Annotated in this window: 17 protein-coding genes and 2 pseudogenes; 12 read left to right on the top strand and 7 right to left on the bottom strand. The window is 56.5% G+C overall.

All coding sequences use genetic code 11. The features are described from left to right. Window positions 1-102: 102 nt before the first annotated feature. The 4 genes from AC1RBR_RS12230 (at window position 103) to AC1RBR_RS12215 (ending at window position 5,423) form a co-directional block, all read left to right on the top strand. The gene (locus AC1RBR_RS12230) at window positions 103-696 is read left to right on the top strand and encodes a fimbrial protein (RefSeq protein WP_008086738.1); all 594 of its coding nucleotides are present in this window, start codon (window positions 103-105) and stop codon (window positions 694-696) included. Window positions 697-768: 72 nt separating this feature from the next. After that, window positions 769-1,518, top strand: a complete 750-nt coding sequence (locus AC1RBR_RS12225) for a fimbrial biogenesis chaperone (protein ID WP_492564599.1) — start codon at window positions 769-771, stop codon at window positions 1,516-1,518. Between the two features lie 84 nt (window positions 1,519-1,602). Then, the gene (locus AC1RBR_RS12220; RefSeq protein WP_492564597.1) at window positions 1,603-4,098 is read left to right on the top strand and encodes a fimbria/pilus outer membrane usher protein; all 2,496 of its coding nucleotides are present in this window, start codon (window positions 1,603-1,605) and stop codon (window positions 4,096-4,098) included. Between the two features lie 404 nt (window positions 4,099-4,502). Further along, entirely contained in the window at window positions 4,503-5,423 is a 921-nt protein-coding gene (locus tag AC1RBR_RS12215; protein ID WP_492564595.1) for an AraC family transcriptional regulator, read from the top strand. On the opposite strand, the gene AC1RBR_RS12210 is transcribed toward AC1RBR_RS12215, so the two are convergent. Further along, on the bottom strand, window positions 5,420-6,169 hold the full coding sequence (locus AC1RBR_RS12210) for an SDR family NAD(P)-dependent oxidoreductase (RefSeq protein ID WP_492564594.1): 750 nt from the start codon (window positions 6,167-6,169) through the stop codon (window positions 5,420-5,422). The two genes, AC1RBR_RS12215 and AC1RBR_RS12210, sit on opposite strands and share 4 nt — an antisense overlap. A gap of 306 nt (window positions 6,170-6,475) precedes the next feature. Between AC1RBR_RS12210 and AC1RBR_RS12205 the strand changes: the two are divergent. The 3 genes and pseudogenes from AC1RBR_RS12205 to AC1RBR_RS12195 all read left to right on the top strand — a co-directional run. Continuing rightward, window positions 6,476-6,643 (top strand): annotated as a pseudogene (locus tag AC1RBR_RS12205) (BstA C-terminal domain-containing protein); the annotation flags it as partial. A 206-nt stretch (window positions 6,644-6,849) separates the two neighbouring features. After that, on the top strand, window positions 6,850-7,167 hold the full coding sequence (locus tag AC1RBR_RS12200; RefSeq protein WP_492564592.1) for a DUF2388 domain-containing protein: 318 nt from the start codon (window positions 6,850-6,852) through the stop codon (window positions 7,165-7,167). 326 nt (window positions 7,168-7,493) lie between these two features. After that, on the top strand, window positions 7,494-7,763 hold the full coding sequence (locus AC1RBR_RS12195) for a hypothetical protein (RefSeq protein ID WP_103483306.1): 270 nt from the start codon (window positions 7,494-7,496) through the stop codon (window positions 7,761-7,763). A gap of 586 nt (window positions 7,764-8,349) precedes the next feature. Here the strand turns inward: AC1RBR_RS12195 and AC1RBR_RS12190 are convergent. Beyond that, complete coding sequence (locus AC1RBR_RS12190; protein ID WP_492567231.1) at window positions 8,350-8,580, bottom strand: hypothetical protein; 231 nt, start codon at window positions 8,578-8,580, stop codon at window positions 8,350-8,352. 215 nt (window positions 8,581-8,795) lie between these two features. Between AC1RBR_RS12190 and AC1RBR_RS12185 the strand changes: the two genes are divergently transcribed. Continuing rightward, window positions 8,796-9,335 carry a GAF domain-containing protein gene (locus AC1RBR_RS12185; RefSeq protein ID WP_492567230.1) on the top strand — a complete coding sequence of 180 codons (540 nt, stop codon included), beginning with the start codon at window positions 8,796-8,798 and terminating at the stop codon, window positions 9,333-9,335. A gap of 54 nt (window positions 9,336-9,389) precedes the next feature. Here AC1RBR_RS12185 and AC1RBR_RS12180 read toward each other — a convergent pair. The 4 genes and pseudogenes from AC1RBR_RS12180 to AC1RBR_RS12165 all read right to left on the bottom strand — a co-directional run. Next, window positions 9,390-9,930 (bottom strand): annotated as a pseudogene (locus tag AC1RBR_RS12180) (TonB-dependent receptor domain-containing protein); the annotation flags it as partial. 28 nt (window positions 9,931-9,958) lie between these two features. Beyond that, window positions 9,959-10,180 (bottom strand): hypothetical protein, encoded by a 222-nt coding sequence (locus AC1RBR_RS12175; RefSeq protein ID WP_492564589.1) that lies wholly within the window; start codon window positions 10,178-10,180, stop codon window positions 9,959-9,961. 179 nt (window positions 10,181-10,359) lie between these two features. Next, a complete protein-coding gene (locus AC1RBR_RS12170; RefSeq protein ID WP_492564587.1) occupies window positions 10,360-11,094 on the bottom strand; it encodes an SDR family oxidoreductase in 735 nt (244 codons plus the stop codon). A gap of 183 nt (window positions 11,095-11,277) precedes the next feature. Then, window positions 11,278-12,222, bottom strand: a complete 945-nt coding sequence (locus tag AC1RBR_RS12165) for a helix-turn-helix domain-containing protein (RefSeq protein ID WP_492564585.1) — start codon at window positions 12,220-12,222, stop codon at window positions 11,278-11,280. Between the two features lie 165 nt (window positions 12,223-12,387). On the opposite strand from AC1RBR_RS12165, the gene AC1RBR_RS12160 reads away from it, so the two are divergent. The 3 genes from AC1RBR_RS12160 (at window position 12,388) to AC1RBR_RS12150 (ending at window position 14,576) form a co-directional block, all read left to right on the top strand. After that, window positions 12,388-13,152, top strand: a complete 765-nt coding sequence (locus tag AC1RBR_RS12160) for an SDR family NAD(P)-dependent oxidoreductase (protein ID WP_492564584.1) — start codon at window positions 12,388-12,390, stop codon at window positions 13,150-13,152. Between the two features lie 168 nt (window positions 13,153-13,320). Continuing rightward, complete coding sequence (locus AC1RBR_RS12155; protein ID WP_330207483.1) at window positions 13,321-13,578, top strand: Atu4866 domain-containing protein; 258 nt, start codon at window positions 13,321-13,323, stop codon at window positions 13,576-13,578. An 80-nt stretch (window positions 13,579-13,658) separates the two neighbouring features. Next, on the top strand, window positions 13,659-14,576 hold the full coding sequence (locus tag AC1RBR_RS12150) for an AraC family transcriptional regulator (protein ID WP_096796854.1): 918 nt from the start codon (window positions 13,659-13,661) through the stop codon (window positions 14,574-14,576). A 41-nt stretch (window positions 14,577-14,617) separates the two neighbouring features. Here the strand turns inward: AC1RBR_RS12150 and AC1RBR_RS12145 are convergent, their stop codons facing one another. Then, window positions 14,618-16,114, bottom strand: coding sequence for a sensor domain-containing diguanylate cyclase (locus AC1RBR_RS12145; RefSeq protein WP_492564582.1), 1,497 nt, complete (start codon window positions 16,112-16,114; stop codon window positions 14,618-14,620). A 438-nt stretch (window positions 16,115-16,552) separates the two neighbouring features. Here AC1RBR_RS12145 and AC1RBR_RS12140 point away from each other — a divergent pair, with 438 nt between their 5' ends. Then, window positions 16,553-17,248 carry an SDR family NAD(P)-dependent oxidoreductase gene (locus AC1RBR_RS12140; RefSeq protein WP_027613831.1) on the top strand — a complete coding sequence of 232 codons (696 nt, stop codon included), beginning with the start codon at window positions 16,553-16,555 and terminating at the stop codon, window positions 17,246-17,248. Window positions 17,249-17,313 lie beyond the last annotated feature (65 nt).

Genomic DNA, 17,313 nt, shown 5'->3' with positions numbered 1-17,313 from the left:
GCCACCTCTCTGATACTTTCGTACATCTAGGAATCGTCTGATGTTCCACTAGTAAACCGCGCTTTATTGTGTTGCTCTAACCCCATCAATGGAAAAAGCAACATGAAAAAGTTGTCCCGAACGCTTCTCGCCCTTTCGATCTTCGCTGCGGCCGGCAATGTCCTGGCAGCCGACCCGCCACTGACCCCGACCAAAGCCGGCAGCGGCACGATCAACTTCACCGGCACCATCAACAACGATGCCTGCTCGGTTGCAGGCGCCGGCAACAACAAAACCATTTCGGTCGACATGGGTGAAGTGTCGATCAAGAACATGGGCACCGCCACTGCGCCTAAAGGCAACGGCACCATGAGCGTCGAGAACTTCGACATGAAGATCAACTGCAACGCCGGGACCAAGGTTGCGATGATCTTCGAGCCAACCAAGGGCGCAGGTTCGGGCATCGTTGCCGGAACCAAAGTGCTGAAGCTGATCGACGGTCTTGGTGCTGCGAAGAACATTGGTATCGCCTTGCTCGACTCCAACGGAGCGCTGATCGACCTGAGCTCGCCGTCAACTGCGAAGATCGAAAATACTCTGCAAGACAGCAACACCACGCTGAGATTTTCGGCCGCCTACGTTACCACTGGCGACGTGACAACCGCCGTTGCCGGTCGCGGTGACGCGACCCTGCCGTTCACGCTGCAATACGAATAACCCGCGCGAACACTCACGCCTGGTGCAGGGCCGGCCGGCCCTGCACCCTCAATCAACAGCGCGGTACCCCTTATGTTTTATCGTCACTCATTGTCCCTCTGCGCGGGCCTTTTGGGCCTGCTCGTGGCCAATCAGGCCATGGCCGGCATTTCCTTGAGCAGCACCCGTCTGGTCTTCGACGGCCAGCACAAGGAAGCCGGAATCACCGTGCGTAACAGTGGTGCTGATGTATTGATTCAATCATGGATCGACACCGACTCCAGTGAAACTGCCGCGGTACCGTTTGCCGTCACTCCGCCACTGGTGCGCGTCAGTGGCGACGAACAGCAGATCCTGCGGGTGATCTACGAAGGCGCGGGCATGCCGACCGACCGCGAGTCGGTGGTCTGGCTCAACGTGCAGGAAATCCCCCAGAACGCGAAAACCCAGAACACCCTGCAACTCGCCGTGCGCCAGCGCATCAAGGTGTTCTTCCGCCCGGCGGGCCTGAAAAACAACGCCTATCTGGCACCAGGCGAATTGACCTGGCGCCTGGCCGAGCGCGCCGGCAAAAGCGTGCTGATGTTGAACAACCCCGGTCTTTATCACGTGTCCATCGCCGATATCACTCTGCAATCCGGCGCACTCAGTGAGCACCCGTTTGATTCGATGATGATCGCGCCCGGCGAACGCAAAGAGTTCGCGCTTAAACAACTTCACTCGACTAATGCGGCAAGTTTGTTGTTCAGCAGCATTAACGACTATGGCGCCCAAGATCGCTTCACCGCGCAACTTTCCAACAGCGCCGACACTCGCGCCAGTCCAAAGAAAGAAGTGCCATAACTCGCGAATCGCACTGATCGCACACATTCACTGTATTTCTCTTCGCTCCGTTAGTTCGTATCGGAGGTGATATAGGGTTCCTGCATGTTTTTACTCAAACGCGACGGATGGGCGCCATTTTCGGTTGCTCTGGTTATCAGTTGCACCTGCCTGGCCGATGACGAAGAACAATTCAACACATCGTTTCTGCAGGGCGCCCCCTCATCAGTCGACCTGCAATCACTGCTCGCGAGCAGTCGCGTGCTGCCCGGCACTTACCGGGTCGACCTCTACGGCAACGAGACGCTAGTCGGCCGGCGGGATATTGAATTTCGTCGTCACCCTGGCACGGGAAAGGTCGAGGCCTGTCTGACCCTGGAGATGGTGCAGCAACTGGGGGTCGACATCGGCAAACTGCAAGCCAGCGGCAAACTGGCCGGTGACAACCCCGATGCCTGCATCAACTTGCCCGCCCTGATCGATCACGCCAGCGTGCGTTACGACGTACCGCGCCTGCGCCTGATGGTCAGTGTCCCGCAACGCGCTATGGAACGTGGCCGACGGGGTTACGTCGACCCGGCGCTGTGGGACGAAGGTGTACCCGCCGCGTTCATCAATTATCAGTTGAGCAGCAGCCGCAACAGCACCCAGGCTGACAACACCCTGTCCAACAACCTCGGCTTGCGCAACGGAATCAACTTCGGTGGCTGGCGCCTGCGCAACGAATCGAACTTCAACAGCAGCACTGGCCGCCCCAGCACATTCAAAAGCAACCGCAGTTACCTGCAACATGACGTGACCGCCTTAAAAGGCCAGTTCAGCGCCGGGGATATTTTCTCCGATGCCGACCTGTTCGACAGCGTGCGCTACCGCGGTGTGAAACTGGCGTCCGACGACGGCATGCGTGCCGACAGCGAGCGCGGTTATGCACCGGTGATCCGCGGGATTGCGCAGTCCAGCGCGACCGTGGAGATTCGCCAGAACAACTACATTCTCTACAGCGCAAACGTACCGCCGGGGCCGTTCGAAATCAGCGATATCTATCCCAGCGGCTCCAACGGCGACCTGGAAGTGACGATTATCGAAGCCGATGGTCGGCGCCGAGTGACGGTGCAAGCGTTTTCCAGCCTGCCGATCATGGTTCGCCAGGGCCAGTTGAAGTACAGCGTCTCAACTGGCCAGTACAACAGCAACAGCGAGGATCAGAAGACCCCGCAGTTTGTCAGCAGCACACTGGCGTATGGCATCAGCAGCAACTTGTCCGGCATCGTCGGGGTGCAGGCCACGGACAACTTCAAGGCGTTGTCCGTCGGCGCTGGCCGCAATACTGCTATCGGTGCGATCTCACTGGACTTGACCCACTCCATGAGCAACACCTTCGGCGAAACGCTCACCGGCAACAGCTTGCGGGCCCTGTATGCGAAGACGTTCACTGGCACCGACACCAACTTCACCCTCGCCGCCTATCGCTACTCGACCGAGGGCTATCGCACCCTCACAGAGCACGTCGAGCAGTTGAGCCGCGATGGCCAGCCACGTACCGGCAACTCGAAAACCCGTACCGACCTGACCGTCAATCAGAGCCTGGGGCGCAGCCAGGAATATGGCAGCGTCTACATCAACGCCAGCGACCAGCGTTACTGGGAGCGCGGCGGTTCACAAAGCCTGTCGGCCGGTTACAGCAACTATTGGGGGGATGTGAGTTACAACCTCAGTGCGACGTATACAAAGGATGTCGGCAATTACGGACCGGCTAACAACGACACACTGGTCAACCTGTCGGTGTCGTTCCCGCTGGGGTTCAAGCCCCGCGCTCCCCGGGCGTTTGTCTCGGCCAGCACGCAGAAATCCAGCGACACCACGCAAATGGGCATCAACGGCTATCTGTCGGAAGACAGCGACACCTATTACTCGGTACAAGCCGGCAACAGCAGCACCGGTGGCAGCTCCGGTTCGGTCAACCTCAGCACCCGTACCTCGGTGATGGATATCAGTGCCGGTTTCAGTCAGGGCCGCGGTTACAACTCGCAGAACCTGAACCTGGCAGGTTCGATCGTCGGCCATGCCGGCGGGATCAACCTCGGACAAACCGTGGGCGAGACGTTCGCACTGGCCCAGGTCGAAGGCGTGAAAGGAGTGAAAATCGGCAGTTTCACCGGGGCCACCACCGGCAGTAACGGCTTCGCCGTGGTGCCCAATGCGCAGCCCTATCGCGTGAACTGGATCAACCTCGACACCCGCGATCTGGGCGGCGATGTCGAGATCGAGAATGCCACCCAGCAAGTGGTGCCACGTCGCGGTGCCGTCGTGCTGGCGCGTTACACCAGCAAGACCGGACGCCGCGTGCAGTTCGCCTTGTTCGACGCGCAGCACCAGCCGATTCCGTTTGGCGCCTCGCTGGAGGACGGCGCCGGCAAGCAACTGGCGATCTCCGACCCGGGCGGCAAGGCACTGGCGCTGGTAGAAGCCGATGCCGGCATCTTGACCATCAACTGGCAGGGCCAGCGTTGCGAAGCGCCTTATGCGTTGCCGGCGCGTAATAAGAAACTAAACTATGATCGAATTTCAATCACTTGCACTTCACTCTCTCCCCAAAGTTAAAATTCTTAGAGAGCATGAAAACTGAGCCAGTAACGCCACCTGCACTCTCAAAGTCTAGAGCACTGAAAAACAACCATCAACCATCTTACCAATAAAAATAAACCGACCACCGAATCAAAACAATTACAAACCGGCGCATTAAATTAGTTTTAAAAAACCATTTAGCCATCACAGATTTATTATACCAAAACATTACAAAAGAAATGCGCCACGGATTTACAAGCACGTAAAAAGCTAAACTCGCCCGGTCTTGAGATGCGCCAACCTGTCTCAGACCTCACTACCACAATAGAAATTATTAGCTTACGCACTCGCGAAATTTCCACAGAGAAAACCGGGGAAACGCACAATAAAAACATATATAAAATCATAAAATACAACACCATAACCATTCAAGGTAATAAATGGATCCATTATCCAATGTTTTATCATTAATAATGACCAGCGACCACTGCTCAATGTCACTAACATTGGGTGGATCTTGGGCATTTAGCTTTCCGGAGAAAGAAGGCATTTACTTTTCAGCGATCCTTAAGGGTAGTTGCTGGCTGCACGTCAATGGTGAACAACAGCCACAACAACTACTTGAAGGCGATTGCTTTCTCATAAACCATGGAAAATCTTTCAAGCTTTACACTGATACGTCCAAAACAGTCATGAACTCAGATGATCACATCCGAACTTTCAGCTCAGAGGAAATTAGATTGAATTACGGGGGTGATGACACTCAACTTATAGGTGTACGACTTGGATTCTCCGGTGCTCCTTCCCAACTCATACTCAGTACATTGCCCAGCCTGGTTCACATGCAAGGTAATGAAAATCAGACGTTGATCATGCGCTGGGCACTCGAGCGTTTTAGTTCAGAACTGCGAGAGAAACTTCCTGGACGCATACTTATAAGCGAGTATCTAGTACATATCATCTTAGCCGCAGTTCTTCGCGCGCACCTAGCGACTCTCGACAGACTAGGTATTGGATGGTTGTATGGTTTGGCTAATCGCTGCATCTGCGTCTCTTTGAGGGCAATTCATGAAAATCCATCACGTCGCTGGACCGTCCAAGAACTGGCACAGTTAGCAGCTATGTCACGCTCGGCGTTCGCACTGCGTTTTAAGCAAGTAATTGGGTTAGCCCCAATGGAATATCTGACGTATTGGCGTATGTTTTTAGCCAGTGATCGCCTGAGAAAATCCGAAGAATCTATATCCACTATTGCCTATTCATTAGGGTATGAGTCGGAAAGCGCTTTCAGTACCGCTTTCAAGCGAGTCATGTCGAAATCACCTCGACGGTATGCCCGTGAGCATACCGTTTTATCTTAGTGCAGGCCACCACCAATAACCAGTGTTTCTCCGGTTATCCAACTTGCATCGTGTGAAGCGAGAAAGGCAACGGCGGGCGCAATATCTTCTGGTTTGCCGATGCGCCCCAAGGGCGTAATGGCTTCAATTTTTTGACGGAATTCTTCTGCGAAGAAACCACTAGCATGCACACCTTCTGTTACGACCAAACCTGGATTAACCGAGTTAACACGTATATTCCTTGGCCCTAACTCATTGGCAAGTGTACGGGTGATAGCGTCTACCGCTCCCTTGGAAGCTGTATAAACCGTAGAGTTCGCGGGAGTAAATGAAGTAACGCTAGAGCTGATATTGACGATGCTGCCTCCTGCTGGATTGAACACATCCAACGCTGCCTGGGTGCATTTTATAAGGCCCAAAACGTTGAGATTAAAGTGTCGGTGAAACTCGTCTTCGGTAATATCAGCCAAAGCGTTGGTCGAGTAAACGCCCGCATTGTTCACCAGAATATCCAAATATTCATGTTGATGCATGATATTCCTGAACAAGGCGCTGATATCGACGTTACTGGAGACATCACCTTGTATCGCATAAGCCCTGCCACCAGCTTTAAGGATCTGCGAAACGACTCGATCAGCATCCTCGCTACTGCTTGCATAATTGACTATTACAGTTGCACCCTCCTTTCCTAATTCCCTAGCAATCGCTGCACCAATGCCCTTAGAAGCCCCAGTGACCAAGGCGATCTTTTTATGCAATTTTTTCATTACTAATTCCTAGCATTTCTTCCTGAGGTGGAAATACAAAATTACCAAGAACTAGTCAAACAGTTAATATTCTGGCGTCCAAAAAACATTCGCAATCGTCCGAATGCACCCTTACCCATACTCCAAACGATCATCTGATTATATAGCCAGAAGACCAAAGCCATGAAAACAGTGCTTGTCAGCCTCCGCAGCAAAACTATTTTTTTGACTAAGCATTATGATAAAGCGAAAGCTGACAGACTTGCTTTTCCTTCCGAAACAGACGGCAGACCCGTATAGTTAAAACTCTCCAGCAACGTATTTGTCCACCTTGGCCAGGGTGGCATCCCTATTGATAGCACCTTCGTGCCAGATGGAAGCGTCGGGATTTATTGGGCAAAACACTGGAAGACTGCCGAACTTAAAAATTTCTACGGCCCCAGGATCAAGTATGACCACAATTACCCCGACTACTTTCGGATCTGGAAAGTTTGAGACCTATCTGGCCACGAAGGTCAAGCAGAAGGCGCTCCCCGTGTCCGTCGCTTAACTTGCGATTTCCGCTTACACAAATAAACCGCAGTTCAGCTCCTGATTTTTTCCTGAAAGCCCGGTCCAGCGCCGGGCTTCTTGTTTCTAGCAAACACCCTACTCTGCTATCTTTGCGCCATCACATTAGACAGCAAGGAAGCGGTTGTAATATGGGCTCATGGAAAGCCTCCGGCATCATCACTCTCGCACTGATCAGCACCCAAGCCCTTGCGGAAGATAGGGGTTCGTACGAAAACTCGATGATGATGATGGCTCCAACATTCCTCCTGTCAGGAACCACTGGACTGTCTGAGTTGGCGGCAAAAAACTTCAAGCCTGCGAAGGCTGATGCTCTTGCATTCATTGGCTCAGATGGCGAGATCCGCGACGCTCAATTTGAGCAAGCATCTCGATACTACCGCTCGACGTACGGCTCGCCTTTGATGACCGACATGCAACTCGCCCAGGCAATCGCCTCGACTTTTTGAAACCGGTGCCGGAAAAGTGCACTTGGCGCAACTGGACGCTCGTGGTTAGCGCTCCTACCCATTCGACATATGCCAGCTCCGGTTGCCTTTTTTACAAGACGCCGCCTTGACCTCTTCGCAGCGATCGCCTTGACCTCCCTCCCTCTTCACCTACACTCCCCGGCACCGGCAGTAAGCTCGTATCGGTGTTTTCCTGGACAATCATCTCAATGCAGTCAGGGATGCACGGAAAACTATTCAGGATATGGATTCCGGAAACCATTGAATAAACGGGGCGTACTCCGAAAAGCCAAACGAGTAGGAATTTAAATAGGGAGATTTAATTCATGACAGCTCAAGAACATCTTGTTGGTGGATGGACCCCTTACCACAAACTGACTCCCAAGGATCAGGAAGTCTTCAAAGAAGCACTGGCCGGCTTCGTTGGCGTGAGCTACACGCCCGAAGAGGTTTCCAGCCAAGTCGTTAATGGCACCAACTATCGCTACAAGTCGAAAGCTACGCTTCCGGGTTCGCCAAACGGCTGGCAAGCGATCGTAGAAATCTACGCGCCAATTAATGGCAAGCCGCACATCACTCAGATCCATCGGATCTAAAAAAAGCTCCGATCTTCGGGTCTTCGCAGTCTAAGGCCCGAAGATCGATCAAGTCATCCTGCTACCGCGATCAAGAGTTTCTACAGCACTCCGTTGAGATCGAAGTGGCTGGTCACTGTTCTGAATGCAACCCGCACTTCTCAATTGACGACACATTAGGCCATCGATGTCATCGCGCATCGGCCGAATGAGGTAGCCCCCCCCTCGCATGTCGACAATTTGATGCTACAAACCGACGCCAGTAGCGGGTCTGGGTGATTTGCATATCAATCAGGTAGAAAAATTGAATTAGCCAGTTGCCCCCTTGGTCAAGAATTATGAACGCAGAAAATCTGACGAGGTGACAGCAATGACTATCCAGGCAGAGACACTCGTACAACTGACCGAGGCGCTCCAAGAGCAAGGAATGAATCTGGTTTCAGATGTTCACTTCACTCGCGCGCCATACCGGCAGAACCACCGCTGGATTTGCATCGTAGAGTAACCATGCTCGTTGCCGGTGGCTCGGACTAAGCCTCCACCGCCGGCCCCACTACCCCGCTACGCCTTTTCCCTTCCGCCCACCCGCGCGCGACTGACACGCAGCTCAAGGCCGCGAAAGCGTTTTCAGACGCTCTACCAAAGCCGCTTCAAAGATGACGTACAACTTTTCAGCATCGCCGGCACGTAAAACCCCGCTGGTTTCCAGCCCAAGCACGAAGCCATCCGCACGGGCACCCGCCTTCACCGCGATGATCATCGAGTCTGCCCGGACAATCTGCGCCAAGAGCCGATCAGCCTCACGCTGCATCTTTTCGTTCAACACTACGCCTTCCACTTCATCACCCTGCACTTCGCGATATCCAACAAATGGTGTGATCAAGCCTACGCCGCCGATAACGGCGTCTCAAGCCGAACGCCAATGACCCTTCGCTATGGCAGCCATCAGGAACCTTTCATGTGAACGAATCCGTTTGGCTTGGTATCAAAACGGGCAGTTTCAATCGCGTTCAGCAGTCGCCAGCTCGATCATTCATTACCGGAGAACAATGCATGCCTCTCAGTGAGACCATTCACAGAGCGTTGCTAAGCGCAGAGGAACGTTCCTCTATCGCTGAAATTGAAGCCACCACCAATATTCTGCAGCTCGTCACACGCATGACCGGGACACGCTTCGCGGCGATCGCAAAATTCACCGACACGGACTGGATCGTCTGTTCCGCCTACGATCCGATCGAACTTGGGATCAACTCCGGCGACACGCTGGAATTGGAGACCACGCTGTGCAGCGAGTTTCGCAGAGACCCTCAGGTGCTTTTCGTGCCGCAGATAAGTCGCGACGGCAGGTTTTCCACACGCCCGGTGGTAAAGCAATATTTGATTGAAAGCTACGCAGGTGCGCCGATTTTCCTGCCCGACGGACAACTTTGGGGCGCGCTGTGTGCACTGGACTCCAGGGCGGTCATTTTCGACGACCCGGATCTGGCGGACACGTTAGGCCTGTTCGCGAGACTGATCGGCTGTATCTTTTACGCTAATCTGACCGAGGCCGGCAGCGGCTACAGCAAGAACGTTTCAAGCGTTATCGGATAAACAAGAAACAGCCCTGGATATTCAGGGCTGTTTCATTTGTGGCCTGTGAGCGTTGCGCTCCACCTTGCTACAAGGCTTGAAGGAGCGCGCAGCGTCGGCATAGACCGCCAATGTCTCGGTCAGGTCGTAGGTCACGCCGATGCGCGGAGTCACCGCGTTGTCACTGGCCTGCCAGCTCTTGCCTCCGGGCACGTAAGTTTCGTAATCATGTTCGAAGCGCTCGAAACGCGCCCCGGCCAGCACCTTGAGTTTATCGGTCAACGCTGTGCTGCAAACCCGCGGTATAGAAATGCCCGGTCAGGTTGAGCTGGGTATCCTTTTCGGTCCACTCCAGCTTGCGATAGTTGAAATTTCGCCCGAGGGTGCGGCCGTCATCGGCAATGCCATTGGCCTCGATTGCGTTGCCCTTGAGCGAACCGTCGAGCCACTGGAAACCGCCGCCCAAGGTCCGGTCGTCGTTGAGCATGTGCTCAAAACGCAATTGCGCCATGTTGTTGTCGTTGTGCAGTTTGCCTGCGTCTTTTTCGCCGATAAAGCTGTCGCGCGAGGCGGTTGCGGTCTGCTTCGCGTAACGGGTAAGGCCGCGATCCAGAGGGCGCTCAGCGCCCTGCCCCGCCGAACTTTCAGGTTCCGCCCGAGAGTCCCTCCGTAGTCTGGGCGAACCTCACCCCGGCCTTGCGCACCAGCTGGCGCCATTCTGTTGCTGTAATCAGTCCTTCCTGCTCCATCGTATCGGCCATTTTCAGCAACTCGTCGTATTGATCCTCGGCGTCCATACGGATCTCCGGCTCTTCCAGTAATTTTCGCCAGGCGGCCAACGCCTGCTCTTTGCGAATGTCGCACATGGTTATTGCCCCCGGGTGACTTGTAAGTCGGTAGAGGGCTGCGGTTCTGGAGTGTTCAGCGGCGGCGACTGACGGCGCGACAGATGGTTTTCGTTGTGGCCTCAATAAATGAAGCGGCCCAAAGCAGCCGTTAATCCACGACTGCCTTGGGCCGGAGAACGATTGCCTGCCAGGACCGATCAGTGCGGGCTGGCCGTCGGGCGTACCACGATCTCACTCACATCCACATCGTCGGGCTGTTCGATGGCATAAGCGAGTGCTCGTGCAATGGCGTCGGCGTTGAGCGCCACACGCCGGAAGGCTTTCATTGCCTCGCGTGCCTCCTCATCGGAAATCGTATCGGCCAGTTCCGACTCGACGACACCCGGGCACACCACCGTGACACGGATCTTGTCGGTTTCCTGGCGCAAACCATCCGAGATGGCGCGGACGGCGAATTTGGTCGCGCAGTACACCGCGGCGGTTGGAGAGACCGCCAGACCGCCGATCGACGAGATATTGATAACCTGCCCGTACCCTTGCGCCTGCATGTCCGGCAAGACCGCAGCGATACCATGCAGCACCCCGCGCACGTTGACATCGAGCATCTGGTTCCATTCGTTGACCTTCAGCGAGGCCAGAGGAGACAGCGGCATCACGCCCGCGTTGTTGATGATCACGTCGACCTTGCCATGTTGCGCCTTGGCGAACGTCACGAACGCCTGCATCGATTGCAGATCCGTGACATCCAGTGCGCGGGCGCTGGCCGAGCCACCTGCGGCCTGGATCTCGCTGACCAGTTGGTCCAGACGCTCTGTACGGCGGGCACCGAGTACCACATGGGCACCTTTGCTGGCGATCAGCCTGGCCGCCGCTTCGCCAATACCACTGCTTGCACCGGTGATCAGCACGACTTTGTTTTGAATGTTCGACATATCCGTAGCTCCTGCTCTCAGCATTGAAGTTCAGCAGCGACCGCTGAAGTCGCGGGCGTTACTGCTGGGGTACGTCGAAAAGATTAAGGGCACACGTCTGTGCGGCGCGTGCCGAAACCTGCGCAACTTTTGCCTATTCGTGTCGGTGTGCAGCAATCTGCAAAACAGATAAGGCAGCGATGCTCAAGCCCCACGGAACTCGCTGGGCGTTACGCCCACCTCGCGACGAAACACTTGAGAGAAGTGACTGGGGCTTGAATAGCCGACCTCCAGCCCGATGTCGATGACACTGCGGCCGGTCTCGAGCAACAGTTGCCGCGCGCGAATCATGCGCAAGCGGATGAAGTACTGCGAAGGCGAAAAACCCGTCGCACGCTTGAACAGACGGCTGAAGTGGTACTCGCTCAGCTCGGCCAGTCCGGCCAGTTTTGCCAGACTGAATTCAGCGCCCAGATCCGCACTCATGGCGTCAGTGACTTTGCGCAGTTTGTAGGCTTGCAAGGCGTTGCTCCGACGTCCGCCGCGGGCCTCGGCGCGATAGCTGCGCACCAGATGCACGGCCAGCGCCTGTGCCAGCGAGCGGGCAAACAGCGCGCTGGGCGAGCGCTCCAGAACCAGTTCGGTGCGCAACTGCTCCATCACAAACGCGACGCGCGCGTCGCGTGCCCCGGAAATATCACGCAAACGCACAGCGCCAGCGTACTCACCCGACAGCTCACGCGACGCGTGCTCGATCAGCGGCAGCCCCAGATAAAGGTGCATGACTTCAAAGGTATCGCCCCCATGAGTCTGCCAGCGCATCTCATAAGGCTCGTCGGAACTGGTGAGGAAAAAATCGCCGGCGCTGACCTCCGCCGCTTCCCACTCGCCACCCGGCACGCGCTCCTCCACCCTCGCCGCCCCCGCCAGGACCAGGACGAGCAGCGGCTCCACCACCGCAGGCACGAGAACGGGTTCAACCACGCTGCCATGGGTAAAAAACCGGATCACGGTGTCCTTGATTTCCGGACACGCTGGCAACGCCTGCGGCTCGCTCGGCAGGTAGTCACCCATCGACTGCCCGGTGATGCGCAAGTCCTGGGAGGAAGTGGACTTCTGTTGCAACGCCGTTCGCCCGGTATTGGTCATGAACATGTCCTTTTGCTGAGATTCAGCGCAAAACCCCGACAGCCTGGGCAATCTCCCGAAAGCCGACCTCGCCCCGCTGCGAGACAGTAGGCCCGTCGCCGATGACAGCGCCTTGCGGGCGCCGACCCGGCCAATCCCTACTCGATCAAAATGCTGGAGAACATCATGACCGATATCAAGCACAGCACACCAAACGAAGTGGCCGGTAAAGTGGCTCTGATCACTGGCGCGGCCAGTGGCATCGGCAAGGCCATCGCGCTACTGCTGCATGCCCGCGGCGCCAAAGTCATCGCCGAAGATATCAACCCTGAGGTAGAGGCGCTGGCTCGCCCCGGGCTGGTACCACTGGTAGCCGACATCACTCAGGACGGGGCCGCCGAACGCGCGGTCGCATTGGCCATCGAGCAATTTGGTCGACTGGACATTCTGGTCAATAACGCCGGCATCATCATCAACAAGCTGGTCATCGACATGACTCGCGAAGACTGGGAGCGCATTCAGGCGGTCAATGCCACGGCGTCATTTCTGCATAGCCGCGAAGCAGTCAAGGCGATGATGCCGAATAAATCCGGTTCGATCGTCAACATCGCGTCTTACGCCTCCTACTTCGCTTTCCCCACCATCGCCGCCTACACCGCTTCCAAAGGCGCACTCGCGCAACTGACGCGCACCCTGGCGCTTGAGGTCATTGGCCACGGCATTCGCGTCAATGCCGTCGGCGTCGGAGATGTGGTGACCAACATCCTCAACAATGTAGTCGACGATGGCCCGGCATTTCTCGCCCAGCACGGCGAGGCCGCGCCGATCGGCCGTGCGGCACAACCGGAAGAAATCGCCGAAGTGGTCGCGTTCATCGCCTCGGACCGTGCCAGCTTCATGGTCGGTTCGGTGGTCATGGCCGACGGCGGCATGACCGTCAAGGCCGGGTGAGCCATTACAGGAAAGATCCGCCGGCAAGCCCGAGAGGATCAGGCAAATCTGCGGCAGTTTCGTCCTAACACCACTGCGCTCGGCTACGTAATCTGAAAGCACGCAACGGATGCAGACACAGGCCAAGGCAGGCCGCTCGGATTGAATGAGGACTGAGGAGTAAAGCTGATGAAAAATGCCAGACAAATCACGCCTGACCATCGTTACGCCGGCATGTGGGTTACCGCCGATGGATTCATCCGTCACGAGCTTCTGACCACTGGGCGTTATGACGAGGCGCGTGGTAAAAATAACAGTGCTTATGAAGGTCGCTACGAAATAACCGGTGACTATATCCAGTACTGGGACGACACCGGCTTCACCGCTGACGGGCATTTTCATGACGACGTGCTGTATCACGCCGGCATGGTCCTTTATCGGCAATGAGCACTTTAATGATGTCGGGTGAATATCGTCTGCCTGGACAGTTCCGGGCAGACGCTCATGCACACTTGTGAGAGCCTGAAATGCAACAGAGCGATGCTTTCATCCTGCAAAACACGGCCATCTACCGTGACGAACTGGTTCGCTTGCTGACGCAACGGTTTAGCGCACCCGGGGTCTATGAGACCGCCGTAGCGCCCTTGCATGTGATCCGTTTTGACGCACCTTCGGAGCTGATCCACACCGTGCACAAGCCGGCACTTTGCTTGATCGTGCAAGGACAAAAAGAAGTCGGCCTGGGTGACGACCATTACCTGTACGACCCGCTCAGTTACCTGGTGGTCTCAGTGACACTTCCCGTGTCCGGGCGCGTGCTGATGGCCAGCCCGGAGGCGCCTTATCTGTGTATCCGCATTGATTTCGAAGCCACGGAAATCGCGCAGGTCATCGCCGATGCGCCCCCGACGGGCGTCCCCGACGAGCCGGAGCTTGGCCTGTTCATTGAAAAGGTCGATGTGCCTCTGCTGGAAACAATGCTTCGGCTGGTCCGGCTGCTGGAAACACCGAAGGACATCGGCATGCTCGCGCCCCTCGCCCTTCGCGAGCTGTATTACCGGCTCCTGCGAGGTGTGCACGGTCGTCGTCTGTATGAGCTTGCCCTAGGTGACTCGCAAACACGCCGGGTAACGCGGGCAATCGATTGGCTGAACAACCACTACACCCAACCCTTGCGCATCGAAGAACTCGCCCGGGTTGCCAGTCTGGGCAGCTCCACATTGCATCATCAATTCAAGGCCGTGACGGCCATGAGTCCGCTGCAATACCAGAAACAGCTCCGCCTGCAGGAAGCCCGCCGCTTATTGCTCGGCGAAGGGCTGGATGTGGCGAGTGCCTGCTATCGAGTGGGCTACGAAAGCCCGTCGCAATTCAGCCGGGAATACAGTCGCCAGTTCGGGTGTCCGCCATCAAAAGACACCCAGCGGGTTCGCCGCCCGGCGTGAAAGTCAGCCCGACGGCGATCTATCGGATAAATGCCCACCCATCATTTCACAAACCGGTTACGCCCCAGCGCCTTGGCGTTATACAGCGCCTGATCGGCGACCTCGATCAACCCTTGCAAGGATTGCAGTTGCGACCCCGAAGCCGTAGCGATGCCGATACTCACACTCAGCCGGCCGAACGGGCTGGAGGGGTGTGCGATGTTCCCTTGCTCCAAGCGTTCGAGGATCAGCTGCGCCACCACCGCAGCACCGTCGCTGTCGGTGGCAGGCATGATCACGCTCATTTCTTCGCCGCCGTAACGCGCCACCAGATCGGAGGGGCGCCGTACACAACCTTCAAGGATTGTGCCGACCTTCTGTAGGCAGGCATCGCCGGCGACATGCCCGAATGAGTCGTTGAACAGCTTGAAGTAGTCGATATCAATCATCAGCAACGCCAGCGTCGTGCCGTCACGTTGTGCGCGCCGGGCTTCCATGGCGAGGCTCTCATCGAAGCAGCGCCGGTTGGCCAGGCCGGTCAGGGCGTCCTTCATCGCCAGTAACTCAAGCTGACGATTGGAGGAAAGCAACTGTTGCTGCGTCCCGCGCAATTGGTCTTCAGCCCTGGTACGCCTGCGAATATCGAGAATCAGGAGCCAGCCGATGAGCCCGGTAAGCCCCAGCAACCCCGCGACCACCACTGCCGACAGCCAGGCCTCCATGCGCCACGCAGCAAGGGCCTCGCGCTTGCCGAGAGCGACAGTGGTGATCAGCGGCAGCCGGTCACTCTTGCGGAAGGCGTAGAGCCGCTCGACCCCATCGAGGCTGGAGGTAAACGACGCGGTACCGACGGACCGATCAACCAGATACTTCGCATAGATGGGCGACTTGGAAAAGTTGCGCCCCATGTCCTGCTCGCGGAAGGGATAGCGCACCAGCAACGTGCCGTCGGTGTAGGACAAACCGATGGCCCCCTCCTGCCCGACGTCGATCTTGCCGAACAGGCGCAGGAAGTTTTCGATTCCCAGGGTCACCGCCACCACCCCGGCAAACTCGCCGTGCGCGTCATTGAAACGGCGGCTGACGGTCATCACCCACTCCTGATTGGAGCGGCTCTGGATCGGCGGACCGATAAAGGTTTCGCGGCTCGGATCATCGCGATGATGGATGAAATACACACGATCACTGCTGTTGGCCCCGGCCGGGATCGGTCGGTTGGACGACATTAGCCAACGGCCCTGATTGTCGTAAATGGTGATGCCGCTGAGCTGTGGCATCAGCGGTTCCTGACGGTTGACCAGTGCGCTCAGACGCTGGATCTGCGCGGGGCCACTGCCTTCGGTTTCCAGACGTTCGACGATCCCCAGCAGCAGCAACGAACTCTGGCGGACGATCCCTTCGGAATAAGTCGCCAGCGTCTGGGTCAGGTTCAAGCCATGAACGTTGACTTCCTCCAGTGCGCGCTCTCGAGAGGCCAACACTTTCCATACCGTCAGTGACCCGAGGGAACAACCGATCACCAACAACAAAAGCACAACCAGGCGGGTATCACGCTTCACATTACTACCTTTGGGAAAGTCCGGTTTCCGTTCCTGCGGCGGGTCGACCGACTCGATGACTGCAGCCGCGTGTCCTTGTCGCGCGCAAGGATACAAGCAGCACTGACTTGCTGCAGCAACAGATTATGTGACGCAAAAAACAGACTTCTGGTTTGTACTGCGTCGTCCGAAAAAAAGCGTGCTAAAGACTTCAGGACAGCATTTGCGCTTGGCGAAACAGCGACAAGAATGCCAGACCAAACCATCGCCAGGCTTTCAGAATCCGCTTGGCGCCGCCAGCCTCAAGCCAACTTTCTGACGCCTGTTTAACGACCCTTTCCCGTTGTTTTGCCAAGCATAAAATTTTGGCACTTTTGCGCAACAAGTTGACATCCAAAAGCATGCCACGGGCCACCGATGTCATTAGAGTATGCGCCCTTAAAAAGGAAAGGACTCTTGATGACTCAGTCACTCTCACGGCGCGTTGTGGCGATTACCGGCGCCCTGGGGAATCTCGGCGAGACCCTGGCGGACATGGCCGCAGCCCAGGGCGCAGATCTGGTGCTGATCGATCAGGCGACGATGGCGATGCCCAGTTCCCACAATCGACTGGTCCTGTCCGGCATCGATCTGACCTCCCTTGCCGATTGCCAGGCAGTCGCCCACCAGATCAATCGCTATTTCGGTCGCCTCGACGCCCTGGTCAACGGCGCCGGCGGCTATGCTTGGGAGCCGTTGCTGGGCAGTGCGATAGAGGCCTGGGATCGGCTCTACTCGCTGAACCTTCGAACCGCATTGAACGCCAGCAAAGCCTTGCTGCCATTGCTGCTGCAATCCTCGGCCGGGCGCATCGTCAATATCGGATCGAGCATGGCGGCAAAGGCCGGGCTGGGCATGGGCGCTTACGCCGCGTCGAAATCCAGCGTTTTGCGCCTGACCGAAAGCCTCGCCGAAGAGCTCAAGGACATGAGTATCACCGTCAATGCCGTGCTGCCGAGCGTGCTCGACACCCCGCAAAACCGTGAGGCCATGCCCGATGCCGAGCACCAGCGCTGGGTGACACCTGCGCAACTGGCGGCGGTCATCCTGTTTCTGATTTCGGAACAGGCTTCAGCGGTCACCGGCACCGGTATTCCGGTGATCGGGCGCATGTAGGGTCTATTGACGCCGCGCGCCTTGGCGACGTCGCTTTCTTCACCTTTCGGAAAAGCAAGATCACC

The organism is Pseudomonas sp. GW823-FHT01D03 (genome assembly GCF_058798255.1).
The sequence above is the reverse complement of the archived record's forward strand: the minus strand, read 5'-3'. Positions and strand labels throughout refer to the sequence as shown.